Below are 18,902 nucleotides of genomic sequence, written 5' to 3'. Positions count from 1 at the left end.
GGCATGACGCTAGCAACGACCCTCATACTCGCGCTCCTGGCCTCGCCTTTTCAATTCGGGCTTTCATTCATGGCTTCAGGCATACACCATATCACGCTGATCACCCGCAAGGTGCAGGCGAACGTGGATTTCTACGCCGGATTCCTTGGTATGCGGCTCGTCAAACAGACGGCCGGTTTCGAGGACGCCACACAGCTTCATCTCTTCTATGGTGATGCCGAAGGTACTCCGGGCTCGCTCGTGACTTTCCTCGTCTGGGAGGACGGAGCGCCCGGCCGCGCCGGCTACGGCCAGATCAGCGAAATGTCGCTGGCGATCGATCCCTCCAGCATCGGGTACTGGCTGACGCGCGCGATGCGCTTCGGCTTCCGCTCGGAAGGTCCGGCAGATGAATTCGGCGAGCCGGTTCTGCGGCTGAAGGATCCCGACAATGTCATCGTGAAGCTCGCCGGCGCCAAGGATCTGAAATCGCCAACCGTCTGGGATGGCGGCGAGGTGCCGATCGAGCATGCCGTGCAGCGCGTGCGTGGTGCGACCATGCTGACTGAAAAGCCGGCGGAGAGCCGCCATTTCATCGAAAGCCATTTCGGCTACAGGTTCCAGGCAAATCGGGGCACGATCGATCGCCTCGTCTCGCAGTCGGGCGACGTGATCGACGTGCGCGATGCGCGTGGCTTCTGGGGCGGCGCGCCGGGCACCGGCACGTTCGACCATGTGGCCTTCCGCGCCGATGACGACGAAGCCGTGCTTGCCGTTCACACGGCGCTCGAAAAGGAAAATGCTTCGGCGACCAACCTGCACGATCGCAAATACTTCCGCTCGCTCTATGCCCGTGAACCCGGCGGCACGCTCATCGAGCTTGCCACCAACCAGCCAGGCATGATGGTGGATGAGCCGAAGGCTACCCTCGGCAGCAAGCTTTTCATCCCACCGAAGGATTCGATTACCAGTCTCAGCGACCTCAAGGTCGTGCTGCCGCAATTTTCCATGCCCGGCCAGCCGCGTATCAATTACCGCGACCTGCCTTTCGTCCATCGTTTCTATACGCCACCGGATCCGGACGGCAGCGTCTTCGTGCTGCTGCACGGCTCCGGCGGCAATGAGACGACACTGATGCCGCTCCTGAACAAGGTCGCTCCACGCGCCACACTCCTCGGCGTGCGTGGTCGTGCGACCGAAGAAGGCTTCCCACGCTGGTACAAGCGCATCACGCCTTTCTCCTTTGACCAAGACGACATCAAGAACGAGGCCGAAGCCTTTGCCGCCTTCATCGAAGGCGCGGTCAAATCCTACGGCCTCGATCCGAAGAAGGTCGTCTATGTCGGCTATTCCAACGGCGCGAACCTTTTGAATTCGCTGCTCTACCTGCACCCGAACCTGGTGCACAAGGCTGTGCTCCTTCGCTCCATGCCGGTGCTCAGCACCTATCCTCATGCCGACCTGAAGGGCACGGACCTGCTCGTCATCAGCGGCAAGATGGATGCCTATGGCAAATATGCGAGCGAACTGGAAACCCGGCTGAAGACATCGGGGGCGACTGTCGATTCCGACGTCATCCCCGGCGGTCACGATCTCGGCGATGCCGACGTGCCGATCATTCAAAAATGGCTGCTGCAGGAAAACAAACTGCAGGAAACCCAGTAAGCTACCAATGGAAACTGTCTGGGCATGATGCCGGCACGGCCTCCAGTGCCGCCGGCGCCTTGCGATCGATCGCGTAAAGCCTCGCAAAGCCAGCGTCTCGCAGAAGGCGGGTGCCTGCCGGCATGACGTCGCCGACATTCTGATCGACGGTATCGGCATTGACGACCATGATGAAATCAAACTTGCTGCGCCAGTCGACGAGATAGGGCGTGAAGCTGGCAGCCTCCGCCATCAGGCCCGGACAAGACAGAACACCGGTTGAAAAGAGATTTCCTTCCGGTACCGAACGGTCCGACCAGGAGGGCAGGACGGCAAGAGGCTGCTTGCCCTGCGCGCTGAAGAGCGTCGGGACAAAAGCATGCGCCAGAGGCACCGCCAATGTCGGCAGATGCCGAAATGTATCCTCGGTGAATGCGTAATGCCGCTGATCGAGTTTTATCTCGGCAAAGGCCGGATCGTGCTGCAGCGGCAAGATCGCTGCGCCGGGAGGAACAGCTTCAAGCACCTTCTCAACGCTGGCAACATCGGCCTGCCCCTGCCACCAGTTGAAGCCGATCCAGGCGGTTCGGCCAAGGACAGCGATATTCAAGGCGATGAACAGGACGATGGCCTGACGCCGGCCGACTTTTTGGAAAGGGCAGATCATCACCATGCCGACAAGGGCAGCCATGATGGGAAAGCGCCAGCTTATCCAGCCGGTACCGAAGGCATGCCGTGGTGAAAGGATGGCTAGAACAAGAAGACCGGCCGCGGTGATCACAAGCCCCGCATGAACGCGCATGTCCTTTGCGGCAACCGCCCTGCTGCAGACGAGCAGAATCGGTACAAGCAAAATGACATCGACGATCGCAACATAGGTCCAGACGGCCGACAGCAGGTTGAAAATCAGCAGTACCGGCCCGTCGTTCCAGGCCGCCAGGATGCCGCCAGCATGACTGCCCGGGAGCTCTGCGGCGGTCAGTGCCAGCACAAGCGGCGGCAACAGGCAGGCAGCCATTGCAGCGGCAAGTCTGCCGGCGAGACGCAACACCGCCGTGCGCGATGTGAGAACGTCAAAGCGCCAGGAAAATTCCAGCCCGCAGACGATCGCCAGGAAGAAGCCTACCGAGAAGATATGCACGACGGTGAGAAACAGCGACGCGGCCACCCGCCAGAGGAAGCGCCTGACCGCAGAACCGGACTGCAGCCGGTGATCCATCGTTGAAAACAGTAACGCAAGGCCGAGGCCGATCTGGAAATTGATGAAACCGCCGATCAACGTGGCGCACCAGGCGAAATACAGCATGCCGATCTGCCAATAGTAGCTGCCGCCGAACAAGCGGCGATGCAGAGCGATTGCGCCAAGCGGCGGCAGAACAATCGCCAGGAACAGCAGGGTACGGGCGAGCAGCGAGACGCCGATGACAGGACCGATGAAACGGGCAAGCAGATCGATGCCGACATTGGTGAAGGTGCGGTTCCACTCGATCGCGTAGATCTCGGGGAATGGTGCTTCCCTTATGCCGCCGGCAAGCAGCCACATCCGGGCATAATGGTTGGCGTAATCGAGCAGCGGCGGAAATTTGAACAGGCCGACAAGGATGGCGACAAGCCCCATGAAGACGAGCAGAGGTGCCGTCGACGCCTGCCGGACAGTCACGTCCTGCAGCTTTGCCGCGTCGTGGACTTCAGCTGAAAATATCTGACCAAGGTTCGCCATAGCCAATCCTGTCCGAACTCCTGGACAGGTTTAGCAGCCAATGGTCAAACTTCCTTTAAGCGGGTCACCCTCGCCTGGCGATCATGATGCCTGCAAGCACGATCAGGCCCCCCAGGGCCTGCATTGCGGTGATCGACTCGTTGAGCAGCGCCCAGGCGAGAATGGCCGCCACGACCGGCTGGAGAAGCAGGGTCAGCGAGGAGAACGCGGCCGGCAGGTAAGCAAGCGCATAGGCGATCGCCACTTGCCCGCCCGCATGGCTGACGAAGGCAAGGCCTGATACCACCGCCCAGCCGTAAAGGCTTGCCGGCAGCATGTGGCCTTCGAAGAAGAACGCGAGCGGAAAGACGCCGACCGCGGCAGAGGCTGTGCTCCACAGCATGATGCGGATCGTATCGAAACGACTGCGCAGCGCGCCGATTGCCAGGATGTAGCAGGCGTAGAAGAAGGCGGCGATCATGGCGACCCCATCACCACGCAGATCGCCGTTTCCAAAGGCAGCAGGCCCGCCCTTCAGCACGATTACGCCGGCCAATGCCAGGACCAGACCGAGCACGAAGACGCGGGTAACCTTGGCGCCCAAGAATAGAAATCCGATAGCGGTGACGAAGACCGGAGCAAGGTTTGCAAGCAGTGTCGCATTGGCGACGGAGGTCATGGTGATCGACAGATGCCAGGCCGACAGATCAAGCGCCAGCACGGCGCCCGGCAGGATCAGCATACCGTAATCGGCAAGGCGCTTCGGCTTGGGACCGGTATCCTTGCGCAGAAGCGAGAAGATGAAGATCGGGATCAGCGCCAGCGCCACACGCCAGAAGGCCGTTGCCATCGGCCCGACCTCGGAAAGCCGTACGAAGATTGGCGATCCGCCGATCGCCGCACCACCGATAATGAGGGCGATGAGCGGGAGGCGGCTGGAAGACGGAGTTTCGGAAACGGGGGAAGCGGCCTGCGACATGATCTCGATGCTTTCTGCACGGCTGATCTCGCAAGCCGCGACTGACGCAGCGACTATCAGAAGTCGCGCCTCGATGACAGTCGGTGAACGACGGATCGATCAGAAATAGATCGTGATTATCCCTCGGCCGCGGCTTTCAGCTTTTCTGCGATCTCGCGGGCGACGAAGACCGCATGCTCGGTGATTTGCGGCAATCCCATCAATTCACCGAAGGTGCCGCGTGCAAGCGGACCGGAAATGAGCAAGGTGGGTATCACCTGACCATGCGCTCCGAGCGCTTCGGAATGCTCGGAACAAGCAAGCCCGAGACCGGCCGGGTCGAGGACGAGACAGCCTTCGCGCGCGAGTTCTCCCAGCCAGGGCTGTGTCTGCAAGATGCCGCCATGCGCCGGACCAGTCGTGACGACGACGGCGTCGAACGTCCGTTCCAATCTTTCGCGGGCGTGCCGCGGCTGCAGGGTGACACGGATCGTTTCACCCTCGACCTTGGCGTCGGCAACGGATGCCGCAAGTACTTCCAGCCGGCCGGCTTCGATTGCCGAATCGAGCACAGCCTCCACCTGCGGGGCGATGCGGAAACGATGAACATCCCAATATGGTCTGAGATGTCGGACGATGCGCCGCCGCTCGGCGACAGGCAGAGCACGCCAGAGATCGTGACCCTGGGAGCGCACCTGATCGATGACAGCATGCCAGCTCAAGCCCTGCTCAGCCGCCTGGCGAATGGTCAGCCGGATCCTGCGCAACAACGCGACTGCAGAGTATCCCGGATCGGCGATGAAATCGCCGAAGGGCTCCTGCGGAGCCGCAGCATGGCCGCGAGAGCGCAGGCCGCGGCGGGAAATCGCGACGACAGGACCTTCATGGCCGTTGCGTGCAAGCGAGGCGATCACATCTGCCGCCGTCAGACCGTTGCCAATAACGAGAACCCTGTCCTTCGGCCGCACGATCTCCAGAGAGCCGGGTTTCGTGGTATCGGCGACGAAACGAGGATGGCTTGAAAGAATAGCAGCGAGCCTGCCCGGTGCAACCGGGGGTGGATGGCTGGTGGCGATGGCAACGATATCGGCTTGCGTCCGACCACCCTTGGCGTCGAGGATCACCCAGCCATCACCCTTGCGGCGGATGGCCGTCACCAGGGCACGGCGATGCGTGATGGCACCCGACTTCAGGAAGGGTTGCAGAAGCGAGCCGACATAATCGCCAAAGACACGCCGGCGCGGGAACAGCTGGCCATTCTCGCGCGCGGCCTCGGGATCGTCGCGCACGGCATTGTTCATCTCGATCCAGCGCTGGAACTCTTCCACATCGTCCGGCTGCAGGCTCATCTTGGCGGCCGGAACATTGATGCGGTGCGCCGGATCGACAGTGTCATAGGCAAGACCGCGGCCCAGCATGGGGCGCGGCTCGAAGACCACAATCTCGGGCACATCGTTGCCGGCAAGCTTCAACAGATGATAGGCGACACCCGCTCCTGAAACACCGCCGCCGATAATGGCGACAAGCGGCCGCCGGGATTTCTGTTCGGTCGAAAGTTCTGTCTGAAACTGCATCTCAGCCGGCATCATTTCAATGGATACCAAAGCATATGTGGAGCACGACGGCCACGCAATGCTTCGGTCCCATTGTCTATAATTTTTATGCAGAAATCTGCGGCAATGCGATCATCCGGAAATCGTGGTTGCGAATTCCGGCGTGCCCCGGATGGTGTTGCTGACCGTGCAGATTTCGTCTTCGGCCATATGGGCGATCTTGCGACGCGTTTCCTCGTCAATATCGCCCTTGATGGAGAAAGCGATGTTGAATTTCGCAACGCGGGACAGCCCTTCCACAGCCTTCTCGCCGGTCACATCAGCGGTGATCTCCGTGACCTTGTCAAGGATGCCGAGCTGGCTTGCCGCCATGCGGGCGCTGAGCACGAGACAGGCCGAAAGCGAGGAATAGAGCAGATCGAGCGGATTGAAGCCCGGCTGCGACGGACTGGTGACGATATCGATCTCGCCGCCGGTAACCGAGGTGACATGCGGGAAACCGAGACGGCCGAGAACAGCCTTTGCACCGGTGGGACGGGGACGAGCCTTGAGATCGGCCATTTTGAAATCCTCTATCGAATATAGCTTTCAGATAGTGGTTCCGGTCCAGAGCCGCAATGCGATGATTTGATTTTCACTCAGCGCTGCCGAACGGAACTTTTCTACTTCTCAGCAGTTTTTTTCCAAAGCAACCTCATGAAGAGGCACGGTTTCTCCATGCCCAATGCTCGCCACATCGACCGCAAGCACAAAACTATGGATGCTCGCGACCGGCTGATCGTTGCGCTCTACGCCCAACTCAAGGCCGAGCGGGAAACACGCGAGATGTTGGAATGGGCAATCCGCAACGGTGCAGTATCCAAGGAAGTACTGGAGGCGATTGCCGGCGATCCGGTTCAGGTCGTGACCAGCGAGGATATCGCATCGCTCGAAAAGATCATCGCGCTTGACGAGCGGCGTAGCCGCCCGTCCCGGCAATGAATGACCCGAACGGTTGACAAGGAGGAAAGCATATGGCCGACATCACCTATCAGATCGTTCCCCACGACAATGGTTGGGCTTACAAGCTCGGCGACACATTGTCCGAACCCTACGCTACCGCTGAACAGGCAATGGATCGCGCGAGAAACGCCGCTGCTCGCCAGAAGATCGGCAACGGCGATGCGCTGCTCGCCTATCCAGCGCCAGATGGAAACGGCTGGAAATTCCAGCCGCTTGAAACCGACAAAGGCAACGGCAGGCTCTGAACGGAGGGGGCGATGGCAGCACGCGCAAGCTGGAAGGGCCATCTGAAGGTCGGCGATCTTGCTTGCGCCGTCGGCCTTTATACGGCCGTCTCCTCTTCAGATCGCGTCTCCTTCAACATCATCAACCGCAGGACCGGCCACCGCGTCGAGCGGCAGTTCGTCGACAGCGAAACCGGCAAGCCGGTGGAGCGGGACAACCAGGTCAAAGGCTACCGAATGGAGAGCGGCGACTACATTCTCATCGAAGGCGATGAGATTGCCGAGATCATGCCCGAAAGCGACAAAGTGCTGAATGTGCAGGGCTTCATTCCCTGCGATGGGATCGACAAACTCTATTTCGACCGCCCCTACCATCTTGCGCCGGTCGACGCGCACGATGCGGAAGCGCTGGCGCTGATTGCGAGGGTCATGCTTGACGGCAAAATGGCAGCCCTTGCCGAAGCCGTGCTCTTCCGCCGCAACCGCACGCTGCTCATCCGCGTACAGGACGACCACGTCATCGCGACCATGCTGAACTTTGACTATGAGGTGCGCTCGGCAAGCTCCGTCTTCAAGGACATTCCCGATATCAAGTTCGACAAGGAGATGCTGGAGCTTGCGGGGCACATCATTGCCACCAAGCAGGGCAGCTTCGACCCGAGCCAATATCACGACCGCTACGAGGCAGCACTCGTCGAGCTGGTAAAAGCCAAGATCGAAGGCCGTGCGCCGCCGAAACGCAAGCGCGAGCCCGAGCGCAAGGTGGTCGATCTCATGGAGGCATTGCGCCAAAGTGCGAAAATGGGCGGCAAGACGCCAACGAAGAAGCCCGCCGCCCGCAAGACCGCCGATAGAAGCAGCAGGAAGGCAAGCTGATCATGGCGCTCGAAACCTATCAGGCCAAACGGGATTTCAAGATCACGCCAGAGCCGCGCGGCAAACAAGGCCAGGCGAAGGGCAACAGCTTCGTAATCCAGAAGCATGACGCCACACGGCTGCATTACGACTTTCGGCTCGAGATGGACGGCGTGCTGAAAAGCTGGGCCGTTACCAAAGGGCCGAGCCTCAATCCCGAAGACAAGCGCCTGGCCGTTCATGTCGAAGACCATCCGCTCTCCTACGGCGATTTCGAGGGCATCATTCCGAAGGGCCAGTATGGCGGCGGTACCGTGATCGTCTGGGACCGCGGCACCTGGACACCGCTTGGCGACGCGCACAAGGCCTATCGCAAGGGCCACATGGAATTCGAGCTCGACGGTGAGAAGCTGAAGGGGCGCTGGCACCTGGTGCGCATGCATGGAAAACCCGGCGAGAAACGTGAGAACTGGCTGCTCATTAAAGGCGACGATGAAGAAGCCCGGCATGAGGGCGGACCCGATATCCTTGAAGAGCGTCCCGAATCCGCCAAAACCGGCCGGCAACTCGAAGAGGTGGCCGAAAATCCAGACGCAACCTGGCACTCCAGACCGGAGGGCGGCAAGGCTGTTGCCGCAAAAGCGAGGGCGCCGGCCAGAAAGGCCAAGCCTGCTGTCGCGCAGAAGCGGGATTGGCCGAAGGGAGCGAAAAAGACTGTCATGCCCGGCTTTACCGAGCCGGAGCTTGCCAAACTCAAACCGAAGCCGCCGACCGACGAGGGTTGGATTCATGAGATCAAGTTCGATGGCTACCGGCTGCAGGTTAAGATCGAGCACGGACGTGTGACGATGCTGACACGCAGCGGGCTGGACTGGACGGAAAAATTCGGCAGGGACATTGTCGATGCCTTTGGCTCCGCTGCGGTGGAAACGGCTGTTCTCGACGGCGAACTCGTGGTCGAGCGTGATACCGGCGCATCGGATTTCTCCGCCCTGCAGCACGACCTCAGCGAAGGCCGTTATGATCGCTTCGTCTTTTATGCTTTCGATCTGCTTTATCTCGATGGCTACAGCCTGCTGAACGTAAGCCTCCTCGAACGCAAACATTTGCTCGAAAGCCTGCTGCCTGATGATAGCGGCAAACTGCGCTACAGTGCGCATTTCAACGAGGATGGCGGGCTGGTGCTGAATCACGCCTGCCGGCTCAGCCTCGAAGGTGTCGTATCCAAGCAGCGCGACAGCAAATATGTCTCCGGTCGCAACGGCGAATGGATCAAATCGAAATGCTCACAACGGCAGGAATTCGTCATCGGCGGCTACGTGCCCTCGACCGCGATGAAAAATGCCATCGGCTCGCTCGCCATGGGCTTTTACGAGGACGGCGCACTGAAACATGTCGGCCGCGTCGGCACCGGCTATACGGTCGCGACGGCACAGATGCTTTACGAGCGGCTGTCGGCCATGGAGATGAAACAGAATTCCTTCGACGACAAACTGACCGCGGAGGAGCGGCGCGGCCTGCACTACGTCAAGCCGCAGCTTGTTGCCGAAGTGGAGTTCCGCGCGTGGTCGGCCGATGGTAACCTGCGCCACGCAGCCTTCCGGGGATTGCGGGAGGACAAGCCGGCAAAGGATGTTGTGCGCGAGATGGAAAAGACGACCGCAAAAAACCTGCCAACATCGGCAGTGCAGCTCACCCATCCCGACCGTATCTATTGGCCTGATGAGGGTGTCACCAAGGAGGGCCTTGCCAATTATTATGCGCAGGTCTGGCGTTTCATGGCGCCCTATGTCGTCAATCGGCCGCTGGCGCTCCTGCGTCTGCCCGATGGGATTTCCGGCCATCAGCGCTTTTTCCAGAAACATGCCTGGAAGGGCATGAATGACCATATCGAGCAGATTACCGACCCCAAGGACAAGGGTGGCGAGAAGCTGCTGCGTATTGGCGATTACGATGGCGTCGTGGCACTGGTGCAATCGGCAGTGCTGGAAATCCATCCGTGGGGCACGACGACGGACAACTGGGAAAAGCCGGACATGATCACCATGGATCTCGACCCCGGCGAGGACGTGCCATGGGAAAATGTGATAGCAGCCGCTTACGAACTAAAGGATCGCATCGAAGGCGAAGGCCTTGCAGCTTTCGTCAAGACTTCCGGCGGCAAGGGCCTGCATGTCGTGGCGCCGCTTGAGCCGAAGGCCAGCTGGGTGGACGTGAAGGGCTTTGCCAAATGGCTGGCGGACAGCATGTCGAAAGATGATCCCGACCACTACCTTGCGACCGCAACGAAGGCGAAGCGCAGCGGCAAGATCTTCATCGACTATCTCCGGAACGGCCGCGGCAACACCGCCGTTGCCGCCTATTCCACGCGTGCCCGGCCGGGTGCCGCCGTCTCCATGCCGCTGGAGTGGAGTGAGCTGACCACCGAAATGGGCCCCGCCTATTTTACCGTCGACAATGCGCCGGCGCGGCTCGATGCGCTTAACAAGGATCCCTGGGACGGGTTCTTTGCGGCTGCCAAGCCATTGCAGAAGCGAAAAAGATAGGCGCGAGCCTATGCACAGACCGACAGCCCTCCCCTTCCGGGGAACGGAATCCGAGAAGCCCTATCGCGACTTTCCGCGATCGCCCTCAGCGGCGAGGCTCTTCTTCAACGCATCCATGATGTTGATGACATTGCCCGTCGATTTCACCGGGGCCGGCTTGCGAGCTGGGGCTGCCTTCTTGAGGCTCTTTTCTTTACCGCGGATCAACGCCTTCAGCCGCTTCTGAACCGGATCCTGCACCATCGAAGGGCTCCATTCCTTCGTCTCTTCCTTGACCAGCTTCTTCATCAAGGTCAGCAACTCGCTGTCGACCTTCGCCTTCATATCGAGGTCGGCGGCCGGTTCGCGCACCTCGTCGCCATAACGCAATGTCCAGAGAACGATGCCCTTGTCCTGCGGCTCCAGCAGCACGGCCCGTTCGCGTCGGTAGAGCACCAGCCGCGCAATGCCGACCACATCATTGGCCCGCATCGCCTCGCGGATCACGCAGAAGGCTTCCATGCCGACCTTGTCTTCCGGCGCCAGGAAATGCGGCTTGTCATACCAGATCCAATCGATCGATCCACGCGGTACGAAACTGTCGATATCGATGGTGCGGGTGCTTTCCAGCCCTACCTCCTCGATCTCCTCGTCTTCGAGCAGGACGTAGCCGTCCTCGCCGCGCGGATAGCCCTTCACCTGATCTTTCTCAGAAACGGGCTTATGCGTGACGCTATCGACATAGCGGCTTTCGACGCGATTTTTCGTTGCGCGGTTCAACACATGAAACCGCACCTTGCTCGACTCCGTCGTCGCCGGCGTCAGTGAAACGGACGCTGTGACAAGCGAGAGCTTGAGGTAGCCTTTCCAGAAAGTTTGACGGGCCATGCGCCATAAACGGAAATTGTCCCGAGAGGTTCCGCCCGGGAGGGCTTTGGACGCGAAAAATTCCCTCCGCCGGCGAAGTTTCGACGTGACAGCCAAGGGTTCACGGCCGCAATCACATATTCGTTTCGACAATTTCCTGACACGATTTTCGTACCAATGGTTCGATGTCGTTATGAGCAGGCAAGCACATGCATAAAGAAGATGTCTCCCGAGCCAAGAAAGTCGCTTTCGTCCTCACGCTGTTCTTTGGTGTGATGATATCCTACGCGAAGTTTGCCGGACTTTTTCCGCCGCCTAATTTCAGCGACGAAAGCAAGTATGGCCCGGCGGGCTGGTTCTCAAGCTTCGACCTCGGACCGCCACCATTCTTTCACCCAAAGGATTTCCGTCCGATTGAAGAACCGCGCGACATTTCCGTTTGAGTGATGTGGTGCGGACTGTTGCAGTCCGCTCCCTCCAGCATGTTTACACGTTCTCCGCCGCCGCAACATGTTGCGATCTTCACTGCCTATGACGTGACGGGCGGGCCCCCGCTTTATCAATCAGCTTTGCAAAACGCGCCCGCCATATAGACCATATTCCTGGTCGCGAACTTAGGCGCCATTCTTAGGAGTTTTTGGCGAATTTGGTACTTCAGCCACCCCTTCGCCCGTCCGGCTAGGTACTGTTCGTATTGAATGTCATGAGCGAAAACCATTAGCCGTTCGACCTTTAGACCACACGTCTTCAGCAAGTTTTCGAAGGAGCCTGGCGTATAAAAGTTGATGTGACCGTAGGGGCCGGACTCGCGGATGGATTTCGGAAGATCGTTCGTCAGTTCGAGCGGAACTTCGACGTAGAGATTTCGGCTGACACGTTTGGCCTCCCGCAGAAACATTCGTTCATGCTCGACATGTTCAAGGACATGGATGGCAAGCCCGAGATCGAATGCCTTGTCAGGATGTGGGATTGAATAACCGTCGAATTGGTCCGCTGCCGCCAGGCTTTTAATTTGGCGTGCGCGTATGGCCTCGATGCCTGATCGAGATAGCTCTACTGCAGCGAAACGATTGGCAAAGCCGTTGCCGGCAAGTTCCGAAAGGACCGCCCCTTCTCCGGCGCCAATGTCGATTACCGACTGAAAGCTGTGATCCGCTGCAACTTTCTTAATGTGTCCCACAGACTGCTTTGCTGCGATCGCGCGTTTCTGAACGACTTCGCCATCAGCGTAGTAGTCTGAATACATTTCAACAATTTCGGCGCTACTGATCATCCCCGTTCCTCCCTAGGCGATTATGCGTATCAGCCACATATAAGCAAGTTAGAATCATCTAACTACACACAAAAGTTGTGCTTACTAGCGTGCGGGGACGTCTACACTTCTTGATTCTGGCCAGCAAAAGCGAGGCGTTCGAGCCTCATATTCCCGCTGGCGCCGGACGTTGAAGCTAATCTCGGCGAGTGTCCCGGGGGCTATGTCTACGACAGGCGACCCGATCCCGAGACCGATCATCTTTTTGCAGACATTCGGTTTTCTCCAAGGAAGGACGCTGGCGGCTGCTCAAGCAACCCCCACGGCGAGACCGAGACCAAACAGGATGCTAGGTGCCCCCAAGACGGACAGGCAAGGCGCATATTCTACGTGTAGCGGTGGCTTAAAGTGGGCGAGGCTATTGTCGACGAGGAGATGCGTCGAAGAATGCCTCGGGCGAAAGGTGGCCGCGGTACATCCAATGAAAAATGAAGGTGGACAGAAAGGTGGACTGGCTTGGCGCGCGTCTATCCAAGCAACCGAAAACAAAAAATAGTTTGAAATGCGATGGTGCCCAGGACCGGAATCGAACCAGTGACACGCGGATTTTCAATCCGCTGCTCTACCAACTGAGCTACCTGGGCTAACCACGCTTCTCGAAAAACATTCCGGCTTGGAATGTCAGGGCCTTGGTTCGCCCCGGAAGCGAGCGGGGTTATAGCATCTTGTTCGCCCATGGCAAGCATCAAATGATAGTTTTTTGACGGTCCAGCAGATTTTGGCAATTTGCGAGAAAAAATAAGGGCTTCGCGGTGGAAAACCTAGTTTTCCTCGTCGGGGTAGTCCGCCTTGGTCTCGTCGTCGGCCACGGGAATGGCGTAGGAACCCGTCAGCCAGCGCGACAGGTCCACCTCGCGGCAGCGGTTGGAACAGAAGGGATAGTGCTCGCGGTTCGACGGTTTGCCGCATTCCGGGCAGGGACGCGTCTTGCGCAGGGGCTCGACCTTGCCTCCGGTCTTCATTTCATCGGACATATTTTCCTCCTACAGCATGGGTCCGAAAATCGTTGCGATTTTCAGAAAGCCTGATGCGTAGATTCAAAACGCTAAAGCGTCCCCTGTGCGTCCGAAAGGACGCACGGCGCTCTAGCTGAAGATCAACCCTCGGGCCAACGGCTGTGGACATCGAAGCCCTCGCCGGTCAGAAGCAGGATGGTTTCATAAAGCGGCAGTCCCACGACATTGGTGTAGGAACCCACCATTTTCTGCACGAAGGTGCCCGCGAGCCCCTGGATGCCGTAGGCACCCGCCTTACCGCGCCATTGGCCTGACGCAATGTAGTTTTCGATCTCGAAACTCGACAGGCGCTTGAAGCGCACCTTGGTCTCGACGATCTTCTGGCGCACCTTGCGATCGGGTGTGATGAGGCAGATGCCCGTATAAACCACATGGTTGCGGCCGGAGAGCAGATGCAGCGAGTTTGAGGCTTCGTCGGCAAACTCTGCCTTGCCGAGGATGCGACGGCCGACGGCGACCACGGTATCGGCGGACAGGATATAGCTGCCCTTCCAGGTGATGTCACCCTTGATGGCGGCAAGTGCCGCTTCTGCCTTTTCGCCCGATAGGCGACGGGCCAGAGAGCGCGGATGCTCCGACTTCTTCGGCGCCTCGTCGATATCCATCGGCATCAGGCGCGAGGGCTCGATGCCGGCCTGATTGAGCAGGTCGACGCGGCGGGGCGAGCCCGAGGCCAGAATGAGCTTGTATTTCAGCGCCATGGAACCTCGACCATCGGCAGGCGGGAGCGAAAGCTCCGGGGAGCTTCGCAGACCAAGCTTACTTGAAGCGGTAGGTGATGCGGCCCTTCGTCAGGTCGTAGGGCGTCATTTCGACCAGAACCTTGTCGCCGGCGAGAACGCGGATGCGGTTCTTGCGCATGCGGCCGGCGGTGTGGGCAATGATCTCATGCTCGTTTTCGAGCTTCACGCGGAACGTCGCATTCGGCAGAAGTTCGGTCACGATGCCCGGGAATTCGAGGACTTCTTCTTTCGGCATATAAGGGTTTTCTTCCTGTGTGTTGGGTAAAAAGGCGCAAGGCGCCTGAAAATTTGCGCGGAAACTACACAATCAACGGGGATTTGTGAACCTCGTAGATCGGGCTTTCTGACTTTTGTTTCACGCCGATTGCGCGGCGATGCCATTTCTCTTGAGTAGCCGGCTTTCGATGAGGCCGGCGAGGTGATCGCGAACCTCGCGGTAACCGTCCAATATCTGCTCACGCGTGCCGGTCGCGACCGTCGGATCCATAGTCGGCCAGTAGACCACGTCGACAGCGCTGGAGCGGGTCAGCTCGAGGGCTGCGTGATGGGCCGGCGGCGAGAGCGTGATGATGAGGTCGAAATAATCGTCCTCAAGCTCCTCCAGCGTCTGCGGCTGCCGACGGCCGAGCGACAGGCCGATTTCCTCCAGCACGACATCGACGAAGGGATCGCGTTCGCCGGCGCGAACACCGGCAGATCGTATATAGGTATTGGCCGGCAGAATGCTACGGGCGATCGCTTCGGCCATCGGCGAACGGATAGCGTTCATGCCGCACATGAAGAGGATGGCGCCCGGCCGCTTTCCACCCTCGGTTTCAACATGCGGCTCCATCGCCGTCATCCACGCCAGTAGAGCACGCAGACCAGCGTGAAGAGGCGCCGAGCGGTGTCGAAATCGACGTCGATCTTGCCGGAGAGACGATCCTTCAGCGTCTGCGAACCCTCGTTGTGAATGCCGCGCCGGCCCATGTCGATCGCCTCGATACGGCTTGGAGACGCCGAACGGATAGCCTCATAATAGCTTTCGCAGATCATGAAGTAGTCCTTCACGATCCGCCGGAAGGGCGTCAGGGAGAGGATATGGGTTGCGACATCCTCACCCTTTTCCGTGGTGATCGCAAAGACCAGTTTGGAATCGACCAGCGAAATGTTCAGCCGGTAAGGCCCGCCGGCATGGCCTGACGGCGCAAACGAGTTCTCCTCGATCAGATCGAAGATCGCGACTGCCCGCTCATGCTCGACATCGGGCGTCGAACGGCCGATCGTATCGTCAAGGACAACGTCGCAGAGCCGGAAGTCGTCCTTCGCCATTCCCTCACCTTTCGAGGTTGAGGCGGATCGCGACCGATCGCGCATGGGCATCGAGGCCTTCGGAAACGGCGAGCGCAATCGCCGCCGGGCCGAGGTCGCGAAGCTGCTGGGGACCAAGGCGCAAGATCGAGGTGCGCTTGACGAAATCGAGAACCGAAAGGCCGGAGGAGAAGCGGGCCGAACGCGCCGTCGGCAGCACGTGGTTGGAGCCGCCGACATAATCGCCGATCACTTCGGGCGTATGGGCGCCGATGAAGATCGCGCCCGCATTGCGGATCTTCTCCACAAAGGCATCAGGATTGGCGACGGCGAGTTCCAGATGTTCCGCGGCGATGCGGTTTGCGAGCGGGATGGCATCCTTGAGGTCGGAGACAAGGATGATCGCGCCGAAATCGCGCCAGCTGGCAGCGGCAGTTTCCGCGCGGTTCAGCGTCTTCAGCTGCCGTTCGACGGCTGCTTCAACCGCCTTGCCGAATTCCTCGTCGTTCGTGATCAGGATCGCCTGAGAGCTCTCGTCATGCTCGGCCTGTGCGAGCAGATCGGCGGCGACCCAATCGGGATTGTTATCCTTGTCGGCGATGACGAGCACTTCCGAGGGGCCGGCGATCATATCGATGCCGACAGTGCCGAAGACATGGCGCTTGGCGGCGGCCACATAGGCATTGCCGGGGCCGGTGATCTTGGCGACCGGGGCGATCGTCTCCGTGCCGTAGGCAAGGGCAGCAATCGCCTGCGCGCCGCCGACGCGGTAGATCTCACTGACGCCTGCAAGCTTGGCTGCAGCCAGCACCGCCGGATTGACCGAACCGCCCGTGGCTGGCACCGCGATAACGATGCGATCGACCCCTGCGACCTTCGCCGGTACGGCGTTCATCAGCACCGAGCTCGGATAGCTCGCCGTGCCACCCGGCACGTAGAGGCCAACGGCTTCGATCGCCGTCCAGCGCGAACCGAGGCCGACCCCCATATTGTCTTCGTAGATATCGTCCTTGGGAAGCTGACGACGATGGTGGGATTCGATGCGGAGAGCCGCGACCTTCAAGGCGCCGAGCACTTCCGAGGGGACGACCTCGACGGCGTTCTCGATTTCTTCCTCGGTGACGCGCATCGGTACCGTCGCGTAATCGATGCTGTCGAACCTCTTCGAATATTCGGCGAGAGCGACATCACCACGGGCGCGCACATCATCGATGATGCCGCGCACCACGGCGTTGACGTCTTCGGAGACCTCGCGCTTGGTGGTCAGAAAGGCCGCGAAGCGCTGTTCGAAACCGTGGGATGTCTGATTAAGCCAGATTGCCAAGGCCGGAATTCCTTCTTGCTCGAACTGTTGGGCTCAGGTGCCGGGATGACGCGGCTTGGAACCCGTTTCCCAGGCGCCGCCGACATCGGCAAGCTGCATTTCAATGCATTCGACATCGAGAATGATGGAGGCCGCGCCGGACAGCGAGAGCTCGAGCGTGCCTTCCGGCCCTTCGCCCTTCTGCTCGAATTGCAGGGCAAGCAGCGACAGCACGTCATCGCGGCGGGCGCGGTCGATGCCGATCGAGCGGACGGATAGCACGCGCTTGAATACGAGGGCCGCACGACGGCGCTCAAAACCTTTGCGTTTTCGGGCCGCTTCTTCCCAGACGAACCGGTTGGCGGCAATTGCGAACTGCTTGTCGCGCGGCGACCAGTCTATATCGGCTACCTTGAAGACACTGTCCTGCACATGTGCGGAAATGACCACCAGGTCCTCGGCATCGAGCGCAACAAGTTTCAGGTCGGTCATCCAGCCTCTATCCCGTATCTTTCGGCCGCAGGTGCGGCGATCTGTCAGACAACGGAAATAAGGCGCGGCGGCCAAATACGCAACCGGGATAAAGGGCGCATGTGCGCCCTTTTCTTACTCGCTGACGCGTTCGACGATGGCGCCGCAGCGGGTCAGCTTTTCTTCCAGCCGCTCGAAGCCGCGATCGAGGTGATAGACGCGGGACACCGTGGTTTCGCCTTCGGCGGCAAGGCCGGCGATGACGAGGGAGACGGAAGCGCGAAGATCGGTCGCCATGACGGGGGCGCCCTTCAGCCGCTGGACACCTTCGATCTTGGCCGTCTGGCCGGAGAGCGAGATCTTCGCGCCAAGGCGGGCGAGTTCCTGCACATGCATGAAACGGTTTTCGAAGATGGTCTCCGTGACATGCGAGACACCGGAAGAGCGGGTCATCAGCGCCATGAACTGCGCCTGCAGGTCGGTCGGGAAGCCCGGGAAGGGATCGGTGACGATATCGACCGGCTGGATGCCGGCGCCGTTGCGCTTGATGCGCATGCCATTGTTCGTCGACGAAATCTCCGCTCCGGCGCGGCGAAGCGTTTCGAGAGCCGTTTCCAAGAGGCCAACATCGGTATTTTCAAGCACGACGTCGCCGCCGGCCATGGCGACTGCCATGGCGTAGGTGCCTGTCTCGATGCGGTCAGGCAGGACACGATGGCGGGCACCCGAGAGCGAGGTGACGCCTTCGATCGTAATGGTCGAGGTGCCGGCGCCGGAAACCTTGGCGCCCATGGCGTTCAGGCAGTTGGCAAGGTCGACGACCTCAGGCTCGCGTGCGGCATTGCCGATCACGGTCGTACCGCGGGCAAGTGTTGCCGCCATCATCAGCACATGCGTTGCGCCAACGGACACCTTGGGGAAGGTGTAATGCGTGCCGATGAGACCGCCCTGCGGCGCCTTGGCATTGATATAGCCGCCATCGATTTCCATCGTCGCGCCGAGCGCGGTCAGACCGTCGATGAAGAGATCGACCGGACGCGTGCCGATGGCGCAGCCGCCCGGCAGGGAAACACGGCAATGGCCTTCGCGGGCGAGAAGCGGACCGATGACCCAGAAGGAGGCGCGCATCTTCGAGACCAACTCATAGGGCGCGGTGGTATCAACGATGGTGCGGCAGGTAAAATGGATCGTGCGGGCGTAGGAATCTTCCTGGCGCTCGCGGCGGCCGTTGACGGCCACATCGACGCCGTGATTGCCAAGGATGCGCATCAGCAACTCGACATCGGCAAGATGCGGTACGTTTTCCAGCGTCAGCGTATCGCTCGTCAAAAGCGAGGCGATCATCAGCGGCAGCGCGGCATTCTTGGCGCCGGAGATCGGAATGATGCCATTGAGCTCATTACCGCCGACAATTCTGATACGATCCATGTGCACTTACGGGCGAGGCCCGCCTTTCCTCAA

Annotated in this window: 20 protein-coding genes and 1 tRNA gene; 6 read left to right on the top strand and 15 right to left on the bottom strand. The window is 59.8% G+C overall.

What is annotated here, in order from left to right:
• The first annotated feature begins 3 nt into the window (after positions 1-3).
• Complete coding sequence (locus LVY75_12610) at positions 4-1,644, top strand: VOC family protein (GenBank protein ID XAZ24060.1); 1,641 nt, start codon at positions 4-6, stop codon at positions 1,642-1,644.
• Between the two features lies 1 nt (position 1,645).
• Here LVY75_12610 and LVY75_12605 read toward each other — a convergent pair whose 3' ends face one another.
• The 4 genes from LVY75_12605 to LVY75_12590 all read right to left on the bottom strand — a co-directional run bounded on the left by LVY75_12605 (position 1,646) and on the right by LVY75_12590 (position 6,394).
• A complete protein-coding gene (locus LVY75_12605; GenBank protein XAZ24059.1) occupies positions 1,646-3,343 on the bottom strand; it encodes a hypothetical protein in 1,698 nt (565 codons plus the stop codon).
• Between the two features lie 64 nt (positions 3,344-3,407).
• Positions 3,408-4,301, bottom strand: coding sequence for a DMT family transporter (locus LVY75_12600; protein XAZ24058.1), 894 nt, complete (start codon positions 4,299-4,301; stop codon positions 3,408-3,410).
• A gap of 116 nt (positions 4,302-4,417) precedes the next feature.
• Complete coding sequence (locus LVY75_12595; GenBank protein XAZ24057.1) at positions 4,418-5,869, bottom strand: FAD/NAD(P)-binding protein; 1,452 nt, start codon at positions 5,867-5,869, stop codon at positions 4,418-4,420.
• A gap of 96 nt (positions 5,870-5,965) precedes the next feature.
• Positions 5,966-6,394 carry an OsmC family protein gene (locus LVY75_12590; GenBank protein XAZ24056.1) on the bottom strand — a complete coding sequence of 143 codons (429 nt, stop codon included), beginning with the start codon at positions 6,392-6,394 and terminating at the stop codon, positions 5,966-5,968.
• Positions 6,395-6,550: 156 nt separating this feature from the next.
• On the opposite strand from LVY75_12590, the gene LVY75_12585 reads away from it, so the two are divergent.
• The 4 genes from LVY75_12585 to ligD are packed head-to-tail and all read left to right on the top strand — an operon-like array spanning position 6,551 to position 10,460.
• Positions 6,551-6,814: a hypothetical protein gene (locus LVY75_12585; protein ID XAZ24055.1), complete on the top strand. Its 264-nt coding sequence runs from the start codon at positions 6,551-6,553 to the stop codon at positions 6,812-6,814.
• Positions 6,815-6,846: 32 nt separating this feature from the next.
• Complete coding sequence (locus tag LVY75_12580; GenBank protein ID XAZ24054.1) at positions 6,847-7,080, top strand: DUF2188 domain-containing protein; 234 nt, start codon at positions 6,847-6,849, stop codon at positions 7,078-7,080.
• Positions 7,081-7,092: 12 nt separating this feature from the next.
• Complete coding sequence (locus LVY75_12575; protein ID XAZ24053.1) at positions 7,093-7,935, top strand: Ku protein; 843 nt, start codon at positions 7,093-7,095, stop codon at positions 7,933-7,935.
• A gap of 2 nt (positions 7,936-7,937) precedes the next feature.
• Entirely contained in the window at positions 7,938-10,460 is a 2,523-nt protein-coding gene (ligD, locus tag LVY75_12570; GenBank protein ID XAZ24052.1) for a DNA ligase D, read from the top strand.
• 60 nt (positions 10,461-10,520) lie between these two features.
• Here ligD and LVY75_12565 read toward each other — a convergent pair whose 3' ends face one another.
• Positions 10,521-11,327: a Ku protein gene (locus tag LVY75_12565; protein XAZ24051.1), complete on the bottom strand. Its 807-nt coding sequence runs from the start codon at positions 11,325-11,327 to the stop codon at positions 10,521-10,523.
• 188 nt (positions 11,328-11,515) lie between these two features.
• On the opposite strand from LVY75_12565, the gene LVY75_12560 reads away from it, so the two are divergent.
• Complete coding sequence (locus tag LVY75_12560) at positions 11,516-11,749, top strand: hypothetical protein (protein XAZ24050.1); 234 nt, start codon at positions 11,516-11,518, stop codon at positions 11,747-11,749.
• A gap of 116 nt (positions 11,750-11,865) precedes the next feature.
• Here LVY75_12560 and LVY75_12555 read toward each other — a convergent pair whose 3' ends face one another.
• From LVY75_12555 to murA, 10 genes are all read right to left on the bottom strand, one after another.
• The gene (locus tag LVY75_12555; protein XAZ24049.1) at positions 11,866-12,579 is read right to left on the bottom strand and encodes a class I SAM-dependent methyltransferase; all 714 of its coding nucleotides are present in this window, start codon (positions 12,577-12,579) and stop codon (positions 11,866-11,868) included.
• A gap of 547 nt (positions 12,580-13,126) precedes the next feature.
• Positions 13,127-13,202: transfer RNA gene (locus tag LVY75_12550), tRNA-Phe, on the bottom strand.
• Between the two features lie 177 nt (positions 13,203-13,379).
• Entirely contained in the window at positions 13,380-13,592 is a 213-nt protein-coding gene (yacG, locus tag LVY75_12545; GenBank protein ID XAZ24048.1) for a DNA gyrase inhibitor YacG, read from the bottom strand.
• 122 nt (positions 13,593-13,714) lie between these two features.
• Entirely contained in the window at positions 13,715-14,335 is a 621-nt protein-coding gene (locus LVY75_12540; GenBank protein XAZ24047.1) for a Maf-like protein, read from the bottom strand.
• A gap of 58 nt (positions 14,336-14,393) precedes the next feature.
• The gene (infA, locus tag LVY75_12535) at positions 14,394-14,612 is read right to left on the bottom strand and encodes a translation initiation factor IF-1 (protein XAZ24046.1); all 219 of its coding nucleotides are present in this window, start codon (positions 14,610-14,612) and stop codon (positions 14,394-14,396) included.
• A 120-nt stretch (positions 14,613-14,732) separates the two neighbouring features.
• Positions 14,733-15,218, bottom strand: a complete 486-nt coding sequence (locus LVY75_12530; GenBank protein ID XAZ24045.1) for a low molecular weight phosphatase family protein — start codon at positions 15,216-15,218, stop codon at positions 14,733-14,735.
• Entirely contained in the window at positions 15,215-15,688 is a 474-nt protein-coding gene (locus tag LVY75_12525) for a UPF0262 family protein (GenBank protein ID XAZ24044.1), read from the bottom strand. Before LVY75_12525 ends, LVY75_12530 begins: the two co-directional genes overlap by 4 nt.
• Before the next feature lie 4 nt (positions 15,689-15,692).
• Complete coding sequence (gene hisD, locus LVY75_12520; GenBank protein XAZ24043.1) at positions 15,693-16,991, bottom strand: histidinol dehydrogenase; 1,299 nt, start codon at positions 16,989-16,991, stop codon at positions 15,693-15,695.
• 33 nt (positions 16,992-17,024) lie between these two features.
• The gene (locus LVY75_12515) at positions 17,025-17,462 is read right to left on the bottom strand and encodes a DUF2948 family protein (GenBank protein XAZ24042.1); all 438 of its coding nucleotides are present in this window, start codon (positions 17,460-17,462) and stop codon (positions 17,025-17,027) included.
• A gap of 114 nt (positions 17,463-17,576) precedes the next feature.
• Positions 17,577-18,869 (bottom strand): UDP-N-acetylglucosamine 1-carboxyvinyltransferase, encoded by a 1,293-nt coding sequence (gene murA / locus LVY75_12510; protein XAZ24041.1) that lies wholly within the window; start codon positions 18,867-18,869, stop codon positions 17,577-17,579.
• Positions 18,870-18,902: the final 33 nt, after the last annotated feature.

The sequence above is a fragment of the Sinorhizobium sp. B11 genome (assembly GCA_039725955.1).
Lineage (GTDB): Bacteria > Pseudomonadota > Alphaproteobacteria > Rhizobiales > Rhizobiaceae > Rhizobium.
The sequence above is the reverse complement of the archived record's forward strand: the minus strand, read 5'-3'. Positions and strand labels throughout refer to the sequence as shown.